The sequence below is a fragment of the Bacillus sp. USDA818B3_A genome (genome assembly GCF_009928415.1).
Lineage (GTDB): Bacteria > Bacillota > Bacilli > Bacillales > Cytobacillaceae > Neobacillus.
Genome location: NZ_JAABNN010000002.1, coordinates 488367 through 509458, shown reverse-complemented (window position 1 = coordinate 509458; position 21092 = coordinate 488367). Strand labels below are relative to the sequence as shown.

17 protein-coding genes and 1 pseudogene are annotated in these 21092 nt (G+C 37.4%); 14 read left to right on the top strand and 4 right to left on the bottom strand.

The window, feature by feature from the left end; genetic code table 11:
* Positions 1-161: 161 nt before the first annotated feature.
* The 10 genes from GXK58_RS05465 to GXK58_RS05420 all read left to right on the top strand — a co-directional run bounded on the left by GXK58_RS05465 (position 162) and on the right by GXK58_RS05420 (position 12236).
* Positions 162-1433, top strand: a complete 1272-nt coding sequence (locus GXK58_RS05465; RefSeq protein WP_160720597.1) for an MFS transporter — start codon at positions 162-164, stop codon at positions 1431-1433.
* 178 nt (positions 1434-1611) lie between these two features.
* Complete coding sequence (locus GXK58_RS05460) at positions 1612-4434, top strand: alpha-L-rhamnosidase (protein ID WP_160720595.1); 2823 nt, start codon at positions 1612-1614, stop codon at positions 4432-4434.
* Between the two features lie 208 nt (positions 4435-4642).
* On the top strand, positions 4643-4963 hold the full coding sequence (locus GXK58_RS05455; protein WP_160720593.1) for a metal-sensitive transcriptional regulator: 321 nt from the start codon (positions 4643-4645) through the stop codon (positions 4961-4963).
* Positions 4964-4979: 16 nt separating this feature from the next.
* A complete protein-coding gene (gene copZ, locus GXK58_RS05450; protein WP_160720591.1) occupies positions 4980-5186 on the top strand; it encodes a copper chaperone CopZ in 207 nt (68 codons plus the stop codon).
* A 90-nt stretch (positions 5187-5276) separates the two neighbouring features.
* Positions 5277-7700 (top strand): heavy metal translocating P-type ATPase, encoded by a 2424-nt coding sequence (locus GXK58_RS05445; RefSeq protein WP_160720590.1) that lies wholly within the window; start codon positions 5277-5279, stop codon positions 7698-7700.
* A 19-nt stretch (positions 7701-7719) separates the two neighbouring features.
* Positions 7720-8550, top strand: a complete 831-nt coding sequence (locus GXK58_RS05440; RefSeq protein WP_160720588.1) for a hypothetical protein — start codon at positions 7720-7722, stop codon at positions 8548-8550.
* A 388-nt stretch (positions 8551-8938) separates the two neighbouring features.
* Positions 8939-9556, top strand: a complete 618-nt coding sequence (locus GXK58_RS05435) for a nitrite reductase (protein ID WP_160720587.1) — start codon at positions 8939-8941, stop codon at positions 9554-9556.
* Positions 9557-9646: 90 nt separating this feature from the next.
* The gene (locus GXK58_RS05430; protein ID WP_160720585.1) at positions 9647-11059 is read left to right on the top strand and encodes an MFS transporter; all 1413 of its coding nucleotides are present in this window, start codon (positions 9647-9649) and stop codon (positions 11057-11059) included.
* A 72-nt stretch (positions 11060-11131) separates the two neighbouring features.
* Entirely contained in the window at positions 11132-11407 is a 276-nt protein-coding gene (locus GXK58_RS05425; RefSeq protein WP_160720584.1) for an HPr family phosphocarrier protein, read from the top strand.
* A gap of 286 nt (positions 11408-11693) precedes the next feature.
* Entirely contained in the window at positions 11694-12236 is a 543-nt protein-coding gene (locus GXK58_RS05420) for a cytochrome c biogenesis CcdA family protein (RefSeq protein ID WP_337248162.1), read from the top strand.
* A 278-nt stretch (positions 12237-12514) separates the two neighbouring features.
* Here the strand turns inward: GXK58_RS05420 and GXK58_RS05415 are convergent, their stop codons facing one another.
* Complete coding sequence (locus GXK58_RS05415) at positions 12515-13081, bottom strand: cysteine hydrolase family protein (protein WP_160720583.1); 567 nt, start codon at positions 13079-13081, stop codon at positions 12515-12517.
* Positions 13082-13146: 65 nt separating this feature from the next.
* On the opposite strand from GXK58_RS05415, the gene GXK58_RS05410 reads away from it, so the two are divergent.
* Both GXK58_RS05410 and GXK58_RS27680 read left to right on the top strand, forming a co-directional pair.
* Entirely contained in the window at positions 13147-13419 is a 273-nt protein-coding gene (locus GXK58_RS05410; RefSeq protein WP_237389574.1) for an Lrp/AsnC family transcriptional regulator, read from the top strand.
* A 128-nt stretch (positions 13420-13547) separates the two neighbouring features.
* A pseudogene (locus tag GXK58_RS27680) lies at positions 13548-13613 on the top strand (hypothetical protein); the annotation flags it as partial.
* Positions 13614-13831: 218 nt separating this feature from the next.
* Here GXK58_RS27680 and dcuS read toward each other — a convergent pair.
* From dcuS to GXK58_RS05395, 3 genes are all read right to left on the bottom strand, one after another.
* Positions 13832-15430, bottom strand: a complete 1599-nt coding sequence (gene dcuS, locus GXK58_RS05405; RefSeq protein ID WP_237389573.1) for a DcuS/MalK family sensor histidine kinase — start codon at positions 15428-15430, stop codon at positions 13832-13834.
* 33 nt (positions 15431-15463) lie between these two features.
* Positions 15464-16141, bottom strand: coding sequence for a response regulator (locus GXK58_RS05400; protein ID WP_160720578.1), 678 nt, complete (start codon positions 16139-16141; stop codon positions 15464-15466).
* 114 nt (positions 16142-16255) lie between these two features.
* On the bottom strand, positions 16256-17509 hold the full coding sequence (locus GXK58_RS05395; RefSeq protein WP_160720576.1) for a dicarboxylate/amino acid:cation symporter: 1254 nt from the start codon (positions 17507-17509) through the stop codon (positions 16256-16258).
* Positions 17510-17841: 332 nt separating this feature from the next.
* On the opposite strand from GXK58_RS05395, the gene GXK58_RS05390 reads away from it, so the two are divergent.
* Positions 17842-19605 carry a sensor histidine kinase gene (locus GXK58_RS05390; protein ID WP_160720574.1) on the top strand — a complete coding sequence of 588 codons (1764 nt, stop codon included), beginning with the start codon at positions 17842-17844 and terminating at the stop codon, positions 19603-19605.
* Positions 19599-21065 carry a response regulator transcription factor gene (locus GXK58_RS05385; RefSeq protein ID WP_160720572.1) on the top strand — a complete coding sequence of 489 codons (1467 nt, stop codon included), beginning with the start codon at positions 19599-19601 and terminating at the stop codon, positions 21063-21065. The genes GXK58_RS05390 and GXK58_RS05385 overlap by 7 nt, the downstream gene beginning before the upstream one ends.
* Positions 21066-21092: the final 27 nt, after the last annotated feature.

Sequence of the window (21092 nt, the reverse complement as noted above, 5' to 3'; positions counted from 1 at the left end):
TTTATTATACAAGAATTAATGTTCCTTATTCTAATAACCATGTTTGAAATGGATAGGAAATATGTCGCATATGGCTATAGTTATCCCTTACAACCTTCTATAAACTAAGGATAGAAGCGCTTTCGAATTTAAAGAATATTTTAAGGAAAGAAGGTTGAACAATGAATTCTAATGTAATCAAAACACCTTTTCCTCGTTTAATTACAGGTATTTCGCTTGGAAGCTTTGGTTATAATCTTGCTCTTATTACACCTATTGCTTTCTTGCTCACTGTAAAGTTAGCTATGCTCGACCCAGCAAATGTTACCAAGAACTTTAGTATTATTGGTTTAACAACCGGTATTATTGGTATTTTCAGTCAATATTTAGCAGGATTAATCAGTGATAGGACCACATGGAAATTGGGACGCAGACGTCCTTGGATTTTAATCGGCTCAATAGGCGGAGCGGCTGCACTCTACGGAATTGGGGTAGCTAAATCTTTTACAATGGTCTTATTGTTCTGGGCTTTGGCCAAACTCTTGTTTAGTTTTATGGGTACGGCTTTAACCGCATTGATTCCTGACCAAGTTCCAGAAAATAAACGTGGTACTGCTTCAGGAATTTATGGTCTTGTCAGTCCACTTGCGATTATGGTTGGGATTAACTTAATGTTTATTTTAAATACCTGGGCTATACAAAATAAATTTTTATTACTCGGACTTATTTGTATTGTGTTTGCCATAATTACAAGTATTTTAGTGAAAGAAGACCAAGTAGAGTATCAAAAAGAACGTGGTAACAATGAATCATTATCATTCGGAGAAAAAATGTCTCGGATTTATCCAAGTCCTAGAAAATATCCATACTTCACATTCGGAGTATTAACAAGATTTTTCATGGGCATTGCCTATACAGCATCATCTTTTACTAGTGTTTATTATCTTGAGCGTTTTCACGTTTCACAGCAAGATCTTGCTGGTATTGTCTCTACTAGTATGAATATAACGATTCCAGTCTTAGCAATCGCTAGTATCATCGGCGGTGGTCTTTCTGATAAATTTGGCCGTCAAAAACCATTTGTATTTCTTGCGGCAGTTGTAACTGCAGTCGGAATCTTAGGCTATGGCTTTGCTCCAAGTATCGGCTTTTCCTATGTTTGTGGTTCAATCATTTCTCTTGGATTTGGAATGTTCTTAGCAGTGGATATCGCCTTAATGTCTAGAGTTCTTCCACATCCTGAAGATGCAGCTAAGGATATGGGAATCGTCAACATTGCCAATGATATTGGCGGATCTCTTGCCAACTCGGCTGCAAGTCCTATTGTAGCAGCAGGAGGCTATCCATTATTCTTTGGAGTTCTGGCCGTCTTTGGAATTCTAGCTGGAGTCATGGTTAAACCAATTCCGGAATTGGAAAGGAAAAATCCAACTAATATTGAATTGGCTCAATAAGATGAATAAATCCGCGCTGTTACTAGCGTGGATTTTATCCATATTTGTAGGAGGTTGAGGTTTCAGATGAGGATTACTTTATTCATCATCGCAGCTGCAACGATTCTTTTTGAAATATTCTTAACACCTCTTATTGTTAACAACATGAGAAATCGACGGAACTTAAGGAGGAAATAACTTGGTACAGGTCATCAAATTAACAATAGAAAATCAAGAAAGTCTTTTGGGTACAGACATCTTACATCCACGGTTCAGTTGGAAAATAGAAAGTGAAAACACAGGGATTTCACAGTCTGCCTATCAAATTCATGTGTTTGAAAAAGAATCTACAGAATTAAGAAGGTTGATTTGGGATTCAAATAAGGTGCCTTCTCATGCTTCAGTGAACATTCCATATGACGGACCAAACTTACAAAGTAAAGCCATCTATACCTGGCAAGTTCGTGTGTGGTGCACTAATGGCGAGGTATCAGCTTGGAGCAGTGAAGGGCAATGGGAAATGGGGATTTTAAACGAGAGTGAATGGGTAGGGAAATGGATTGAGCCAAAGCAAGAAGATGTAACGGAAGAACCTGAACTGACCTTAGAGGATATGTTTATTAATAAGAAGAAGGCGGATCAGCTTTCCCCAGAACAGAGATTGCATCCGCCTAAATTGGTTCGTAAATCCTTCAATATTGACCAAAAAAAATTAGAGAAGGCCCGCCTATACATTACGGCACATGGACTCTATCACGCCAAAATCAATGGTCAAAAAATAACGGATGCTGAATTTACGCCAGATTACACATCCTATTCCAACTACCTGCAGTATCAAACCTACGATGTTTTGTCTTTCTTGCTTGAAGGTGAAAATGTTTTTGGGGTCATTCTTGCAGACGGCTGGTATGCAGGCAGAATCAGCGTCCCAGGAGGAAGCGCTCAATTTGGCAACAGACTAGGGCTGCTCGCGCAATTGGAAATTACTTATACCGATCAAACCAAACAAATCATTGCCACAGACAATTCGTTTTTATCAGCTAACAGTCATTATGTTTACAGTGATATTTTCATTGGAGAAAACCAGGATAAAACTCTTGAAAAGACAGGATGGGACCAGCCAGGATATGATGGGTTAACCCATGAATGGGAACCCGTTACAATTGTTGATTATAAGTTAGCTAACTTAAGAGCTCAATATGGGGAATTGGTCAAACCAGTTGAAAAACTGTCTCCTGTCTCTATTTGGAAGGATCAGAGTCAAGCATATATTATCGACTTTGGTCAAGTTATTGCCGGACGTATCCGACTTCGTGTAAATGGTCCAAGCGGACAAGAACTTACATTTGAATATTGTGAAGTCTTAAATGAAAATGGTGAGTTTTTTAATAATATAATAGGAAGAAATAAAGAGCAAACGGATTACTACGTTACGAGCGGTGAATCTGATGAGGTTTTCGAACCAACCTTTACTTTCCATGGTTTCCGCTATGTTCGACTATCAGGCTATCAATCTGAACTTCAACAAGAGGATATTGAGGCGGTTGTTTTGTATTCCGATATGAAGTCGACAGGTCGATTTACGACCTCTGATCCAGAAATTAATAAACTGTGGAACAATATCCAATGGAGCCAAAAAGGCAATATGCTGTCGATTCCAACAGACTGCCCGCAACGTGAAAGAGCAGGATGGACCGGTGATATCCTGGTGTTTGCTCCGACCGCTGCTTTTAATATGGATGTTCAAGCATTTTTGACAAGATGGCTGTGGAATTTGCAGCTGGAACAAACGGAGGAAGGAGAAATTCTTAATTACTGCCCGGCACCAAAGGATATCTGGAATGATAAGAAATTTACAGGAACTATTTCTTCGGCAGGCTGGGGGGATGCGATCCTTATTGTTCCATGGGTACTTTATCAGAGATACGGTGATAAGAGAATTCTAGAGCAATGCTTCCCGGAAATGGAAAAATGGCTCGATTATGTCCAAACAAGTGCTGCACAAAATAAAGAAAATGCAGAAGAAGATTATGTTCGATACTTATGGGATACAAAATTTCATTTTGGCGACTGGATGATTCCGAGTTTTATGCTTGGTAAAGAGCCGCAAGGACCAATTGCTTCCGCATTTGCCACAAAGGATTCAATTGCCACTGCATACTATGCTTATTCGGCCGGTTTATTAGCTGAAATTGCTAAGATTCTCGAAAAACAAGACAAGGCTGATTTTTATGATAACCTTCATGGCAAGGTGAAAGAGGCCTTTGGTAAGGCTTATGTGAAGGATTCAGGGTTGATGACAGCTGATTACCAGGGCGTGTATACGATTGCTCTTGCATTTAACCTGCTCTCAGGAGAGCAAAAGAAAAAAGCGGTAGAAAGATTAGTAGAGCTAATTAAGAAAAATGATTTTAAAATCGATACGGGATTTTTATCAGTTCCGTTTATTATGGATGTCTTATGTGAGAACGGCAACGAGGAAATCGCCTATAAGCTGCTCTTCCAGACAAACTGCCCTTCTTGGCTATATGAAGTAAGGAATGGGGCAACAACGATTTGGGAATCATGGGAAGCAATTAAACCAGATGGTACAGTCGGTGCTTTTTCTTTTAATCACTATGCATTCGGCTGTATCGGGGATTGGCTTGTCCGCCATATTGGCGGTTTAACTCCAATTGAACCTGGATACAGCAAGTTTAAGGTTGAACCACATTATGGTGACCGTTTAAAATATGCTGAAACCCAATATGAGTCGGTGTATGGAGAGATTAAGGTGAAATGGGAGATTCAAGATGGGAACACTATGATCCTTCAAGTCAATGTACCAGCGAACTCATTAGCTGTTATTTCACTAACAAATGTTAATCAGGTTAGAATGCAAGAACTTAATGATTATATAATAGGAATGGGATATAATGATGTCCAATTCCATGAGGAAGGAAAACGGTTGGAATTTACTGTACCATCGGGACAAATCCATCTGAAGTATGAATTAGAAATATGTGACAAGTTAAATGTATAATTAATAAAAAGGGCATTCTCATATGGATTTTTTACTGCACCCCCAAAATTAGAGTGAAATCTGACTTTTGGGGTGTTTATTTATGGCTAAATATAGCTGAATTTAACCTTATGGCAGTAAGAGAATATAAAGAAGGAATCAGAATGGACTTTTTATTATTGACATACTATAGGGGGGTATAGTAAATTTAGTATAGAGGTGAGGCTAAATGGATGAAAACATGAATCATGATTGTCATCTTCGTAAAGAAAGAAAGAGTCATCATTCTGATAAAGTAAAGCAAAATTTAGTTACTCGATTAAACAGAATAGAAGGTCAAATTCGCGGAATAAAAGGATTAATTGAAAAAGATACTTATTGTGATGATGTTATTACACAAATTTCTGCTACACAGTCTGCATTAAACAGTGTGGCAAAAATTCTTCTAGATGGACATTTAAAAACTTGTGTTTTGGAACGAATAAACGAGGGTGATACAGAAGTTTTAGATGAAGTTCTTTTAACAATAGAAAAATTAATGAAAAAATAGATGGGAGTGCTTATTTATGGAAAAGATAACTTTAAAGGTTAATGGAATGTCTTGTGGTCATTGTGTAAAATCGATTGAAGGAAGCGTCGGAGAGTTACAGGGTGTTAAAACAGTAAAAGTTCAATTGGAAACAGGAAATGTAGATGTAGAATTTAACCCTGCTATAGTTACCTTAAGCAAGATCAAAGAAACAATTGATGACCAGGGCTATGATGTTGAATAGGATGTTAAAATGACGTGCTCTAAAAAAGCGCGTTATCTTTAACAATTAAATATACCCCCCTCCAGTATATTGAAAGTGAGGAGATTAATTATGAGTAATGTAATAAAAGAAACAAATTTCCAAATAACAGGTATGACCTGTGCGGCATGTGCCTCAAGAATTGAAAAAGGGATCAGTAAAATGGATGGCGTGAAAGAGGCGAATGTTAATATAGCACTTGAAAAGTCCACCATCAAATACGATCCAGAAATGCTATCTGATCAGGATTTCCAAAAGAAAATTCAGGATTTAGGCTATGATGTTGTAAAGGAAAAAGTGGAATTTGATATTACAGGAATGACTTGTGCTGCTTGTGCGAATAAAATTGAAAAACGATTAAATAAATTAGATGGCGTTGGAAAAGCTACTGTCAATTTCGCGATAGAAACGGTCCTTGTGGAGTATAACCCAGAACAGGTCTCTGTCTCCGAAATGAAAGAGGCTATTACAAAGTTAGGGTATACCCTTGAACAAACGAAAGAAAATACAGGAGAACAAGTGGACCATCGTCAAAAGGAAATAGAAAAGCAGCAAGGAAAGTTTATTTTCTCCCTTATCTTGTCATTCCCTTTACTGTGGGCGATGGTTAGCCACTTTGAATTTACACGGTTTATTTGGCTGCCAGATATGTTAATGAATCCTTGGGTTCAATTAGCCCTGGCAACACCAGTGCAATTTGTTGTTGGTAAGCAGTTTTATGTGGGAGCTTATAAAGCATTAAGAAATAAGAGTGCAAATATGGATGTGCTTGTTGCACTTGGTACATCAGCTGCTTATTTCTATAGTTTATATTTAAGTATTAACTCGATTGGCTCCGGCTCTCATATGGTAGAACTTTACTATGAAACAAGTGCTGTTCTTATTACCTTAATTCTATTAGGAAAACTCTTTGAAGCAAAGGCTAAAGGCCGTTCTTCTGAGGCGATTAAGAAGTTAATGGGACTACAGGCGAAAAATGCAACCGTTGTTCGTGATGGACAAGAGATGTTAATCCCAATTGAAGAAGTTTTAGAAGGGGATATTGTTTATGTAAAACCAGGTGAAAAGGTACCTGTTGATGGTGAGATTGTTGAAGGCAGATCAGCCCTAGACGAATCCATGTTGACCGGTGAAAGTATTCCAATTGATAAAACGATTGGAGATAACGTTATTGGTTCAACTATTAATAAAAATGGTTTCCTGAAAATTAAAGCAACAAAAGTTGGTAAAGATACAGCATTAGCTCAAATTATTAAGGTAGTTGAAGAAGCACAAGGCTCTAAAGCGCCGATTCAGCGATTAGCTGACGTGATTTCAGGAATATTTGTACCAATCGTTGTAGGAATAGCAATTATTACCTTCCTTGTATGGTATTTCGCTGTGAATCCTGGCGATTTTGCGGACGCTCTTGAGAAATTTATTGCGGTATTAGTTATCGCTTGTCCTTGTGCATTAGGATTAGCAACACCGACTTCGATTATGGCTGGCTCGGGTCGTGCAGCTGAATTTGGGATTTTATTTAAAGGTGGGGAACACCTTGAAACAACACATCGATTAGATACCATTATTCTTGATAAAACGGGTACGGTTACAAACGGAAAACCATCTTTAACAGATGTTATTTTAGCAGAGGCGATAGATGAAAAGGAATTTCTAAAGCTGGTTGGTACGGCTGAGAGAAACTCGGAACATCCACTTGCTGAAGCAATCGTTGAAGGTATAAAGGAAAAAGGGATTGAACTAGGGGCATCTGATTCATTTGAAGCCATCCCTGGTTTCGGTATTCAATCCATGGTGAATAGTAAACAATTATTCATTGGTACTCGTAGACTCATGGCGAAACATAACATCAATGTAAAAGATGAATTAATAAAGATGGAGAACTTGGAGAAGCAAGGGAAGACAGCTATGTTAGTAGCTATTGATGGACGTTTTGCAGGGATTGTGGCTGTCGCGGATACCATAAAGGAAACATCCAAGGAAGCTATTTCTCGTTTGCACAGTATGGGATTAGACGTAGTAATGATTACAGGGGATAATACCCAAACCGCACAAGCAATTGCCAACCAAGTTGGAATTAAGAAAGTCATTGCAGAAGTTTTACCAGAAGGAAAAGCAGAAGAAGTGAAAAAGCTTCAGCAAGCAGGCAAAAAAGTAGCAATGGTAGGAGATGGAATTAATGATGCTCCGGCACTTGCGACAGCTGATATCGGTATGGCAATCGGTACAGGTACTGATGTGGCAATGGAAGCAGCAGATATTACCCTTATTCGTGGCGATTTAACTAGTATTGCGGACGCGATTTTCATGAGTAAGAAGACAATAACAAATATTAAGCAAAATCTTTTCTGGGCGCTTGCCTATAACGTCATTGGAATTCCAATCGCAGCTGCAGGTTTCTTAGCACCATGGTTAGCCGGTGCGGCGATGGCATTTAGTTCTGTATCGGTTGTTCTTAACGCACTCAGACTTCAGAGGATTAAGTTAAAGGCTTAAAAGGAGAGGAAGAGGCTAATTGAAAAAAGGCATAATGATTTGGGCAATATCGGCAATCGTTTACCTTGGGATTGTGATCGCTGGTTATAGTGTGTATGCAAGTATTAATCCAAAATCAGAGGAACACGATAATCGTGCAACTACTGCACAGGAGGAAGAAAGCATGAATCATCAACATAGTGATCAAGAGCACGAGAATCATGGTGCAAACACTACTAGCGAGGTTACACCAAAAGTATCCTATGCTAACGGAGAAATCACCATTGAGCTAAAAGATAAAAATAATCATGTTCCGGAACTGGAAGTTTCCCATGAAAAATACATGCATTTTATTGTCGTAAGTTCAGACTTAAAAGAGTACCATCATTTACATCCAGAGAAAAAGGGTGATGGAATCTACCAACAGAAGGTAAGTTTAGTTGGTGATTCTTATAAAGCGTTCGTTGACATAAAACCAAAAGGTCTTCAATATTCAGTAATGCCTATTAAATTCCATGTTGGTGAAACGCACCATGAACACGGTGTTAACGAACTCGTTGCCGATTCGGATTTTACAAAGACCATCAATGGTCAAACAGTTGAATTAACTACTGAATCCTTTGAGGTCAACAAGGAGATAACTCTTAATTTTGATGTAAAGGATGCAAAACCTGAGCCACATTTAGGCGCATTAGGTCATGTTGTCATACTAGACGAAGCTGGGGAGAAATATATCCATGTCCATCCAGTTTCGAATGGTAAAACTGTATTTGAAACACAATTTGATAAGCCGGGGATTTATAAGCTTTGGGCGGAATTCAAGTTTCACGGACAGGTCAATGTGTACCCATTTGTTATAGAAGTTAAATAATGAAGGATGTGTGTGTATGACAAAAGTAAAACTTGAGCTTTATACGAGACCTACCTGAACGGATTGTCAGGCAGGGAAAGAGTTTCTTTCCAAAAATAACATATCGTATATTGAATATGATTTAACGAAACGACCTTCTAAAGAGAAGATTTAGTTAAAATATCCGGTACAAGAATTGTGCCAACCTTTGTGTTTAAAGAGAAATCCTTTTTAATGAGGAAATCAAAAGTCCTGATTGGTTTTGAACAAAACATAGATGAAATAAGAAAGATTTTAAACATAAAAACCTGATAGTACCTGTCACATTATGTAGTGGCAGGTATATCCCAGTAATTCATATACCTTACCCGTGTATAGTAGTTAAATAGTTAAAAGGAGAGAAAATAGCATGGAGAATGGGGTAAAAAAAATTAAAATCGCCATAAATGGTGGAATAGGGTTTGGGGCAAAACTCAACTCCAAACAACTTCTGACAGTCTCCAAATATATGAATGAAGATGAGGAACTTGAGGTAACAACATTCCAACAACTCTATATGGAAATCCCGGAAGATATGAAAGAAGAAATCGTAGAAGAATTCCAAAATGTTGGATTAGTATGTTATCCAGTAGGAAACTACGTAAAGAGCTTGCGGACCTGTAATTTTTGCAAAGGGGAAAAAGAAGAAGGTATGCCGGTGGCAAAAGAGTTAAATCGCCGTATAGCAGGAAAACCTGTACCATTTACCCTAAAGGTTGCTTATACAGGTTGCCCTATAGGTTGCGGTGAACCAATGTTAAGCGACATAGGTGTTATGAAAATTAAAGATCATTACAACTTATATGTTGGAGGAAAAGCAAAAGGTAAAGACGCTGAGGTTGGTTCCTTGCTGATGGAGAATCTTACACCAGACGAATTGTACGTAGTGGTAGAAAAGATTATTACTGTATATTCACAAATGGGTAAAAAGCGGGAGACATTCAATAATTTTTTGGAGCGAATAGATAGAGAACAATTAATAAGTTAACAAAAATTTATGGACTTTGAGCGCATCTCTCATGCTCATATCAATCTCATAAACTACGTATCTAATTTTAAGTTTTGAGGAGGGTTTATTATGTCTACAAATTCACAAACAATTGCACAAGCTGACCCGAAGCGTTGGAAAGCATTGGCTTTATTGGGATTTGCGAATTTTATAGTAATGATGGATTCAGCTGTTGTTCAAGTTGCCTTACCATCTATTAAAGGTGCACTTGGATATACGGAGGCGAATTTACAATGGGTTATGAACGCCTTTCTTATTATGTTTGGGGGATTACTACTCTTAGGAGGAAAACTATCTGATTTATTTGGTCACCGACGCATTTTTATGTGGGGTGTTTCAATCTTAACTGTTTCGTCTTTATTAGCTGGATTAGCTTGGAATGAAATGTCATTGAACATTGGAAGAGCAATCCAGGGTGTTGGATCGGCTTTAATTGCACCGTCAGCACTTTCAATTGTTATGATTTTATTTTCTGCTAATAAGAAAGAATTAGGGAAGGCACTAGCAATCTGGGGGCTTTCAGGTGCAGCAGGCGGTGCTATTGGTATCGTTCTTGGCGGTGTTTTGACACAATTACTTAGTTGGCGATGGACATTACTATTTTATGTTCCTGTCGGTCTTATCGTTTTACTATTAGCGCCAAAGCTTCTACAAAAAGGCATGCCAAAAACAGGTCGTATTGATTATGCAGGTGCTATTGCTGTTACAACAGCACTCGTTTTAATTGTTTTCGGTATCGTAAATGTAGAACATAATGGATGGCAAGCACTTTCAACTGTAGTACCTTTAGGACTTGGTATTGTTTTATTCATCATCTTTATCCTTATTCAAGTATTTAGAAAAGAGCCATTAGTTCAGCTTAGCATCTTTAAGACTCCTAATTTAACAGCAGGGAACATTTCGCTTATTTTATTATCGGCATCTTGGTTCCCTTTAGTTTATTTCCTTATTTTATACGTGCAACAAGTATTGAAATTTGAACCTTTTAAAGCGGCAATGGGAATGCTGCCGGCGCCGATTCTGATGGCTATATTCATGATTGTTCTAGCTGAAAGGGTTATGAATAAATTGGGTATGAAAATAACAATGATGATCGGATTTATCATACTCGGTATTGCAGGACTATTATTTTCAGGTAATACAGTGGATGGAACTTATTGGGGTGATGTATTTGTCCCACTGGTATTAGCAGCACTTGGGAATGCCCTGGCCTATCTCCCAGCAACGACAGCCGCTGTGGCAGAGGCAAAATCAGAGGATTCTGGTCTAGCATCAGGCCTGTATAATACGACATATCAGGTTGGATCTGCGGTTGGTTTAGCGATTATGGTGTCGGTTGCAGCGGCAGCAACAGCTAGTGCTACAGGAGGGATAGCTGTAACTCTTAACGAAGGCTATCAACAAGCATTCTTCTGGTGTGGTATGGCGGCATTTATTGGCGCAGTATTAGCACTTCTGTTTGTTCGGTCACCCAAGCAATGAGAATATAAAAGTCCAATAATCGCATTTCCTATTATTTGTATTTAGCGATTGTATGATAGGGGTACGTGAACAATGATCGAAAGACAATATATTTTATCGAGTACGGGATTTGCCCGTCCAGCTAGAGTGTTAGTTGGTAGTTCTAATAAATATTTATCAAAACTAGTTCTCGAATATGAGGGGATTACGGTTGAATTAAACTACTCACTCGATTCTATAATGGATGTCATGTCCTTGGGAATTAGACCTGGTGCTCAATTTATTATTAAGGCTGATGGGATTGACGAGGATCAAGCTTTACAATTAATAGAAGATCATTTTAGTAAAATGAAAGTAATTAGTTTGTAGGGTGAACAATCTAATCAACAGTATTGAATAAAAGTGGATTCTTCTCATCATTACACTATCGTCATCGATAGTATGCGTCAAGAAAGTGCATACTTGTTGCGTGATTCATATGACTATATAATACGTTCAAATCCGAGTAAAGGAGGTTAAGAATAAGGAGAATAAATTGGCATCTTTGGATTACCAACAATTCCGAATGTGATTACTGCATAATCAATGCAGAGTGTGTATCATCATTAGTTTAAGCAGGTTATGTTTAAAATAGCATGTTAAAGGGGGAGATTTATTGACAGAAATTACAATATGGGTCGCATTTGCAGGGGGATTATTAGCATTTATTTCTCCTTGCTGTCTACCTTTATATCCATCATTTATCTCTTATATAACTGGGGTAACTGTAGGAGAAATCAAAAATCAGCAAAGTCATCCTAACACTAGAAAAACAGTACTTTTACATTCTATTTATTTTTCTATCGGCTTTACAATAGTTTATTTTGCATTAGGTTTTTCAGCGAGTTTCATCGAAAAATTTTTTGCTGACTATAATGATTTAATAAGAATGCTAGGTGGCATTTTTCTTGTAGCAATGGGAACCTTTATATTAGAAATTTTTAAACCAAGTTTTTTAATGAAAGATCATCGCTTCCACTATACAAAAAAGAAAGTGGGATTTTTTAATTCGGTTATTGTGGGAATAGTTTTTGGAGCAGGGTGGTCTCCTTGCATAGGACCTATTTTTGGAGCAATTATGCTAATATTATGTATCCTACCCAAACTTTTTTTAATATTGCTGCCTATTCATTGGGGTTCTGTATCCCTTTTACAGTAATGGCGTTTTTCATCAGCAAGACAAAAATAATATTAACATATTCAGCGTTACTAATGAAAACCGGTGGCTTTTTAATGATTCTCATTGGATTAATGATATTTTTTGATAAAATGACATACATAACTATATGGGGTTCCCAATACAGTATTTTTTTGAGGAAGTGCTCAGCAAATAAACATATGAAACTCTAACCAAGTAACGAGTATCAATGCGGCCAAAATTAGCCATCAGATAGGGAGCTTGTTTTTAAAATAAACTCCCGTTTATATTTATTGGTTCTACAAGGTAGTTTTAACTTTTTGCTGCAGGAATTCCTCGGTCGTAATTACATTAGCATACATACCGTTAAGTGCACTGACAAACGCATAGTGAACCTGTTCAGCTGGTACCACTTTATTTTGGTAAGATAAGTCCCTTGTCGCACATGCATCTTCAATAAGTGTGGTTTCAAAGCCTAAATCCACTGCAGCTCTAACTGTTGCATCAATACACATATGTGTCATCATACCTACAACTACTACCTTGGTTACTCCTTTTCCTTTTAATTCGCTTTCTAATTCAGTCTTTAAAAAGCTGTTAGGGAAATGTTTTCTGATAATACTTTCGTGCTCTAATGGTAGAACACTTTCATGTAGTTTAACTCCCGCCGTATCTGGAAGAAAGAAACCTAACTCTGGACTACTTGCGATATGCTGAACATGAAAAATATGATCTTTGTTATTCTGTCTAAACCATTCAAGAACTTTAGCAGCATTAGCGGCTGCTTTTTCTGGGTTGCTTAATTCCATTTTTCCATTTGGAAAATAGTCATTTTGAATATCGACAATGATTAAAGCTGTGCTCATTTGTTTCACCTCATTTAAAGATTAAGTACAATAAAATAATAAATAATATCATGATTTTTATCGAAATGAAGCTGGGGTTGATCTTTACCGCGTTTGTCATTGTTCATATGAAATCAGCAAATCATGATGCTTTTATTCGGTTTATTAAAGATCGAAAAGAAGTAGTTGAAGCTCACCGAGTATCTGGGCAAGGCTGTTACCATTTAAAATTAAAAGTTAAATCCCAAGACCAATTGAATCAACTTCTCAATAAACTTCTCGATCATGGGAACTATAATTTAAATCTATCCATACAGGAAATTAAACAACAACACTCTTTAAATAGCATTTTTCAGTAAGGCTATATTCGACCTTTGGAGGAATTTGCGGGTATTTTATCCATTTCCTTCTCAAGAAGATAAGTGGGCATTTTTCAGCCGTATGTTTGAATACTTTTTAATCAACAAGGAACCCTGGTTATGAAGAGCCTGATGTAATATGTAATAAGGAAATCAAGTTCAAGGCATTTTTAGATTATGCCACAAGTTCGTAACGATAAACAATTAACTTATGTAGGGTAGAACGGAAATAAAATGCTCTCTCCTTTTAGGTGAGTTCACCTATTTAAATTTGGCAGTGAAAAACAAAGATTTCTCCTACCGCTGTATTTAATATGGATGTTCAAGCTTTTCTAATAAGATGCCTTTGGAATTTGCACAATAAAAGGGACATTCTCTTATGGGCAAATGAGAGAATGTCCCTTTTTTATCTTTAATAGGGAATCGTAACCGTAAATCTCGTTCCTTTTCCAGCTTCTGTTGAAAGCTCTAGTTGGCCTTGGAGCTTATCCAAGCTCCTTCGTACAAGGTATAAACCAATTCCACGGTCATATCCTTTTGTGGACACACCTTTCAAATATACCATTTCAACTAAATCCTCTTTTATCCCAGGGCCATTATCTGCTACTTCAACGACAAGCTCATGTTCGTAATAGTCAAAATGGATGGAAACTTTTTTATTTTGCTGGTCACAATCTGTTAAGGCCTCTAAAGCATTATCAACTAAATTTCCAATAATCGTGATTAACTCATGAGTGGTTTCAGGCGTTGCTGGTTCAGGCAGGATACCATCCCCAGAAAAAGACAGCTCAGACCCCAATTCTCTGGCGTAGCTCATTTTTGCTAGAACAAATCCTGCTAAAGCGGGATCCTTAATTTTACTAATCACATAACCGACTTCACTGTGAAGATGGTCGGAAATCTGATCAATAAAATCGGCTAACTTTTCGTATTGTTCTAAATGAACTAATCCTAAAACCACATGCATCTTATTTAAAAATTCGTGCGATTGTGCTCGTAAGGCTTCTGCATAGAGTTTAACACCAGTCAGTTCTTCCGCTAGCTGATTGATTTCCGTTTTGTTACGGAAAGTAGTGATTGCTCCCACCATTTGATTACGAACAATAATTGGAAGATGATTAGCTAATAGGGTAATTCCCGATAAATTAATTTCTTCATTTAAAAGGGGTTTCCCTGTTTCCAAAACATTTTGTAACTGAAGCTCAGGCAGATATTGGTTAACAGCATTGCCCATGGGATTGTCATTGATTCCCGCTTCTTTAAATAAACGCATTGCTTCATTATTAATCAATGTGATAGAGCCATCCTGGTCCACTGCGAGGATTCCTTCCTTGGTAGATTGAAGCATGGCGCTTCTCTCTTCTAGTAATTTTCCAATTTCAAAAGGCTCTAGACCAAACATGCTTTTCTTAATCTTCCTTGCTAAATAAATCGCCCCAATAATCCCAATAAGGACACCAAAGACCACAGCCAGATAAATAATCTCTTTACTATTTTTTACAGCCTCTTTCACCTTATTAAGTGAAATACCAACGGATACAGCGCCAATTTGTTGGCCGCTGTCTGAGAAAACGGGAGTAAAGGCCCTTAACGAATAGCCTAATGTCCCTTTTGCGGTAGAGATATTTTCATGACCATGGAGAGCAGGCCCTTCGTCACCGCCAACGAAGCGTTCGCCAATTTTCTCTGGCTTTGGATGTGATTTACGTATTCCGTTCATATCCATCACAACTATAAATTCAACATTTGTGATTTTAGTCATTTCTTGGGTGAACTTTTGTATCTTCTTCTCGGTTTGCGGATTTTGCAGTCCCTCTATGATAATGGGGGAATGCGCAATCATTTTAGCAATATTCATCGCTTTCTCTGACTGGTTTTTATATGTTGTGCTGCCAATCTCGTTACTTATAAGCATATCGGTAACAAATAAAGCCAGAGCCACAACCCCGCAGACTAAGAAGGTAATCGTTGTTTGAAGGCGAAACCGAAACCGTGGTCTTTTTTTTCGCACAAGATCACCCCTTTCCATATTTTCAAAAAAAGGCTATAACCTGTACTTATTCATTGGACGGCCAACAGAACCATACTGAATTTCCATTACAATATCGCCTTTTTTCTCTAGATAGTCTAAATAACGGCGAACCGTTACACGTGCCAAGCCAATTCCCGCGGCAACATCTTCTGAAGAAAGAGGTTCGGCCTGTCCTTTTAGAAATTCCACTATTTGCTTGAGGGTTCTATCATTCAGCCCTTTTGGCAAGAGATCCTCTACCTCTACCCCTTTGAGTTGCACTCCTGCTAATTTATCCAAATCAGCTTGCTCAAATGGTCTATTTTCCTGGAATTTTTTAAAAGAATGACGATATTGTTCAAGTGCTGTTTGAAAACGGTCAAACCGGAATGGCTTGACAATATAATCCACAACCCCAGCTCGAAATATCTCCTGAATATGGTGTGGATCTCGATTGGCGGTTAAGAGAATCACATCTATTGGATAATCGTTACTTCTAATGGTATGTAACAAAGAAAGTCCGTTTGTATCTGGTAAGAAATAATCCAACAAAACGAGATTTGGCTTTCCTTCATTGATTAATGAAATGGCTTCTTTACCAGTAAAAGCTTTTCCAGCTAACTTAAAGCCAGGAAGCTTGGAAACGAATTGAGCATTAATCTCCATGACCATCGGATCATCTTCGACAATCAAGACTCTGATAGGCTCCATGATGAACCTCCTTTGATAGCTTTTCTACCATTATAGCTTAATTTTTTTCTTACCTCTAAAAAAACTTCAGCCACATTCTCGTGGCTGAAGTTTTGATTCTCGTATAGTAAAAGTTTATGCAGTTTTACTAATAGATTGCTTGGAGGTAACAGTCTCATCGAATTCGTTTTCCATTTTAGATACGACCACTGTTGCGACTCCATTACCAATTAAGTTTGTTAACGCACGAGCGGTAGACATAAAACGGTCAACCCCTAGCAGGAGCGCAATTCCTTCAACAGGTACACTTGGAAAGGCCGCTAATGTGGCAGCCAACGTAACAAATCCAGAACCAGTTACACCCGCTGCACCTTTTGAAGTAAGCATTAACACGCCTAGTAATGTGACTTCTTGACCAAAGCTTAGATGCACCCCAAATGCCTGAGCAATGAAAAGAGCAGCCATAGAAAGATAGATGGATGTCCCATCGAGATTAAAAGAATATCCAGTAGGAACCACAAGACCTACCACTGACTTGGAACAGCCGTATTTCTCCAGTTTTTCAACCATTTTAGGAAGAGCCGATTCAGATGAGGAGGTTCCGAGAACTAAGAAGATTTCATCTTTGATATATTTAATAAATTGAAAGATATTAAATTTATAGAACTTAGCAATGCCGCCCAAAACAACTACAATAAATACTACCATTGCTAAAACAGTTAACCCGAACAATTTTCCAAGTGAAACAAGTGAACCGATACCGAATTCACCAATTGTATAAGAAATTGCTCCAAACGCTGCAATAGGTGAATAGTACATAATAATGTTTACAATCCGAAAGAAAGTTTCTGATAGTTTTTCAAAAAAATCAATCACTGATTTTCCTCTTTCACCAAGCCCAGATAAGGCAATTCCAAATAGAACGGCTAAGAAAAGAATCGGTAATAGCTCTCCGTTCACCATTGCCCCCATAAAGTTATCAGGAATGATACCCATGATAAAATCCATGAAGCTATGGCTTCCTTCAGATGCTTGTTTGGTGAATTGGGTAATATCCCCTTTGGCACTGTGTGCATTTACACCCGCACCGGGTTTGAATATGGTGGCAAAGAGAATCCCAATCGCCAGGGAAATAGTGGATACGATTTCAAAATATAATAATGCTTTACCGCCAATTCTGCCGACTTTTTTCATATCTCCCATTCCAGCAATCCCAACGACGATCGTTAAGAAGATAATCGGTGCAATAACCATTTTAATCATTTTGACGAAGATATCCGATAAAACTTTTAATTCAGCACCTTCTTTAGGAAATAGAGCACCAAAGATAATACCAAGAACGATAGCGATTACAACCTGAGTTGTGAGACTTTTAAAATTAATTTTCATTTCCCATTCCTCCTATACTATTAATCATGAAAACACTTACAAATTTAAGTTTTGCAAAAATAGTGAAAACTCATTAATTGAAGTATAGATATTATAGAATAGTCTGACAATATTTTGGTGATATCGTTCTTTTTGGTGATTTTGGTCACAAAATGGTCACAAAGTTCATATACAAATAAACCACGAAAGTCTACAGTGAAGTAGGACTTTCGTGGTTCTTTTTACGATATTTAGCTAATCTAGGACAATTTAGTGTAATTATTTAACAATCCCTCAAAACTTAATCTTTTTGCTATAATTATTGAAATACTTTCTAAAAAGGAAGGACAATTATGAGTGTGATTTATAGAAAATTTAAACAACATTTGTATCAGGATAATATTAGGTATAAATATTTTCTTTTAATGATCTGCCTTTCCATATTTCCTCTTGTTTTGCTAGGGGTTATATCATTTAATATAGCAAAAGATACTTTAGTTCAAAATCAATTGGAAACAACAAAAAATCATTTGAAAACATCGAGTGAACAAGCTGATTTATTATTCAGAAATATAATTAATATAGAGAGAAACATTATCTGGAACAAGGATGTTCGACAAGAATTAATTGATAGCGCTGCATATTTTGAAGAGGGGAAAATTGTATTAGATAAGAACACAGCGGACAAAATGCAAGGTTTAGTTTCTAGTTATTCAATTGATACACAAGATATTGATTCAGTTTGTTTGTTTGATGTATATTTTCGGCCTGTTTGTTACGGTAATCCTAGCAGCCAAGGTAAATATGATACAGGAGGAATTTACGGTGGTATTTCGCATTCGGAATGGTATAAAAGAAGTGTAGAAGCTCAGGGACAGCCTATATTCTTAGGGTATAATGTTTTAGCACCGGAAAATTCCAACTCTACTTTTTCATCTGTTAAATTATTAAGAGATCCACAAAATGTCTTCAATCCTAGACAAATAGGCTTACTAGTTGTAAATATTAAAAAAAGAATGTTCTCAAGAGTTTTTAATGATGAAAATAAAAGTGAGATGGTAATATTTGATTCATCTCAGGAAGGAGTAAATACGGTTTATAGCAATCCTACGAAATTATCTAAGGATTTCAGCCAAAATAATGACACCTCAATCATCATTCAAAAATTAGAACAAAAAGGCTATCTGGTAAGTAGTTATATTAATGAGACAACTGATTGGACATTCACAAGTGTGATCAAAGAGAAGGATCTATTAAAACAGCCTAATCAGATTGGTACAATAACAGCCCTTATTTCTCTGGCTATTGCTTTAATAACTTTGTTTATGTCTTACATTTTATCCGGAAAGGTTTCCAAGCCATTGCTGCACCTGAAAAAAATGGTACTAGATTGGTCCAAGGGCTTTTGGGGTTTCGGAGAAGATGACGAAACGGACACTGTCGGTGTGATTGGTAAGACATTTCAGCGAATAACTGTAGAGCATAAAGAGTTAAATGAACAGCTTGTCCTGGCACAATTAAAAGAGCGTGAGGCGGAGCTCCGTGCTTTGCAGGCACAAATCAAGCCCCATTTTTTATATAACACTTTAAACGATATTTATTGGATGGCAGTGGTAAATAACCAACAGGATATTGCTAAGGCGACCTTCGCTTTGTCAGAAAGCTTTAAATTAAGTTTGAACAAGGGGGAAGACCTTATTCCTGTTTCAAAGGAATTAGCGCATATACAACACTATTTGACCATTCAGAATATGCGCAATCGAAACCGCTTTCGGTATATAGAGGATGTCGCACCTGTTTTAATGGAGAAAAAGATACTTAAACTCTTACTGCAGCCAATCATTGAAAATGCCGTTTGTCACGGTATAGAGCCAAAGGGTGAAGGGGTTATAGAGTTAATAGGAAGAGTCTCTGATGAATGGGTTACCTTTATCATCACTGATAATGGAGTGGGAATAGAGGATATTCAGGCTACTGAAAACGGTTATGGACTGCGAAATGTTCGCGACAGACTTAAGCTATTCTATGGGCAAGATAGTACGCTTTCCATTACGTCAAAAGTACATGAAGGAACAAGTATAGAGATTAGATTTCATGGGGGAATAGATAAATGTTAAAAGCAGTCATATTTGATGATGAATATGTTTTCCTTCAAGGCTTGCAAATGATGATCGATTGGTCTAAATACGGAATTGAACTAGTTGGAACAGCAACTGATGGCCATGCTGCAATAGATATAGTTGAAACACATTCTCCTGATATTGTATTTACGGATATCCATATGCCCGGCCAGGACGGCTTACAGGTTGTTGAGAAAATATTAGAAGTTGCTCCTGAAGTTATTTGTGTTGTTTTTAGCGGGTTTAATGAATTTGAATATGTAAAAAAAGCGTTAAAGCTTGGGGTTGCCGATTATCTGGAGAAACCTATTAGCATACAAATGATCGATGAGAGTATTCAGAGAATACTTAAATTAGTAAGTGAGCGGAATTCAAGAGAGGACAGTAGGAACGAACTGATTGAAAAGGCAACACTAGATTTACTTCTTCAAGGGGATGAAGCATTACCTAAATGGAGGAAAAGTTTTGGTGAAGATGCAGAGGGTATTGCGGCAGTTACAGTCCTTGCACTTTCAAAGAGAAGTCCAGATTTAAAAAGCCATTCTTCTTACCTGTCTGTACCTATTCGAAATGGAAATGAACACTTGCTTGTCATCTTCCATTTTCAAGAAGATTCTACAGAGCTATGGAATCAGTTATTATATTGGCCAAGCGAATATGGAATGACAATAGGTTCTGGGCGAACCTATCAACATCTGTCGGATGCCTCCAAAAGCTATAAAGAAGCACTGCAAACGTTGCGATATGGTCAGTTTTTGGAAAAGGAAGAATGGACAAGGTTTGAGGAGATTGGAGAAAATCCCAATATTCCGGATGGTCTCTCAGTATATGAAGATGCAGTTATTTTTTGCATGCGAACTGGTGATAAAGCCGGGGTACTCCACCAACTTGATGCCTTTATTAAGAATCTTGATGTTAATAGCTTAAGTCCGGACCTTATGGAACGTGAGATTTTGAGACTAATGTATCTAGCATTAGAAGTAGCAAAAGAAACGGGAGAAGATGTTTCAAGAATAAGTCAAACAGACTTTTTACCACACGTGGAAATAAGATTACTGAACACAAAAGAAAGTGTGTTTAGCTGGCTGAGATCTCGAATGGAAATGATTATGAATTGGTCACTCGAGGTTAGAAAAGAAAAGAAGCATGAATCAGTAGAGAAAGCGTGTGCATTTATAAAAGATAATTATTCAAAGGATTTAAAACTACAGGATGTATCATATTATGTTGGGATGAACCCGACCTATTTCAGTTTACTCTTTAAGGAGGAAATGGGAATCTCTTATATCAAATATCTGACTAAGCTGCGGATGGAACGAGCTAAAGAGCTTCTGCGGGAGGGATATAAGGCAGCGTATGTCAGTGAGAAAGTAGGTTACCATACGTATAGATATTTCTCCGAATTATTTAAAAAGCAAGTTGGAGTAAATCCTGGTCAGTATCGTGATTCCTTTTAACATTTAAGATTTAATTAAATAGCTTAT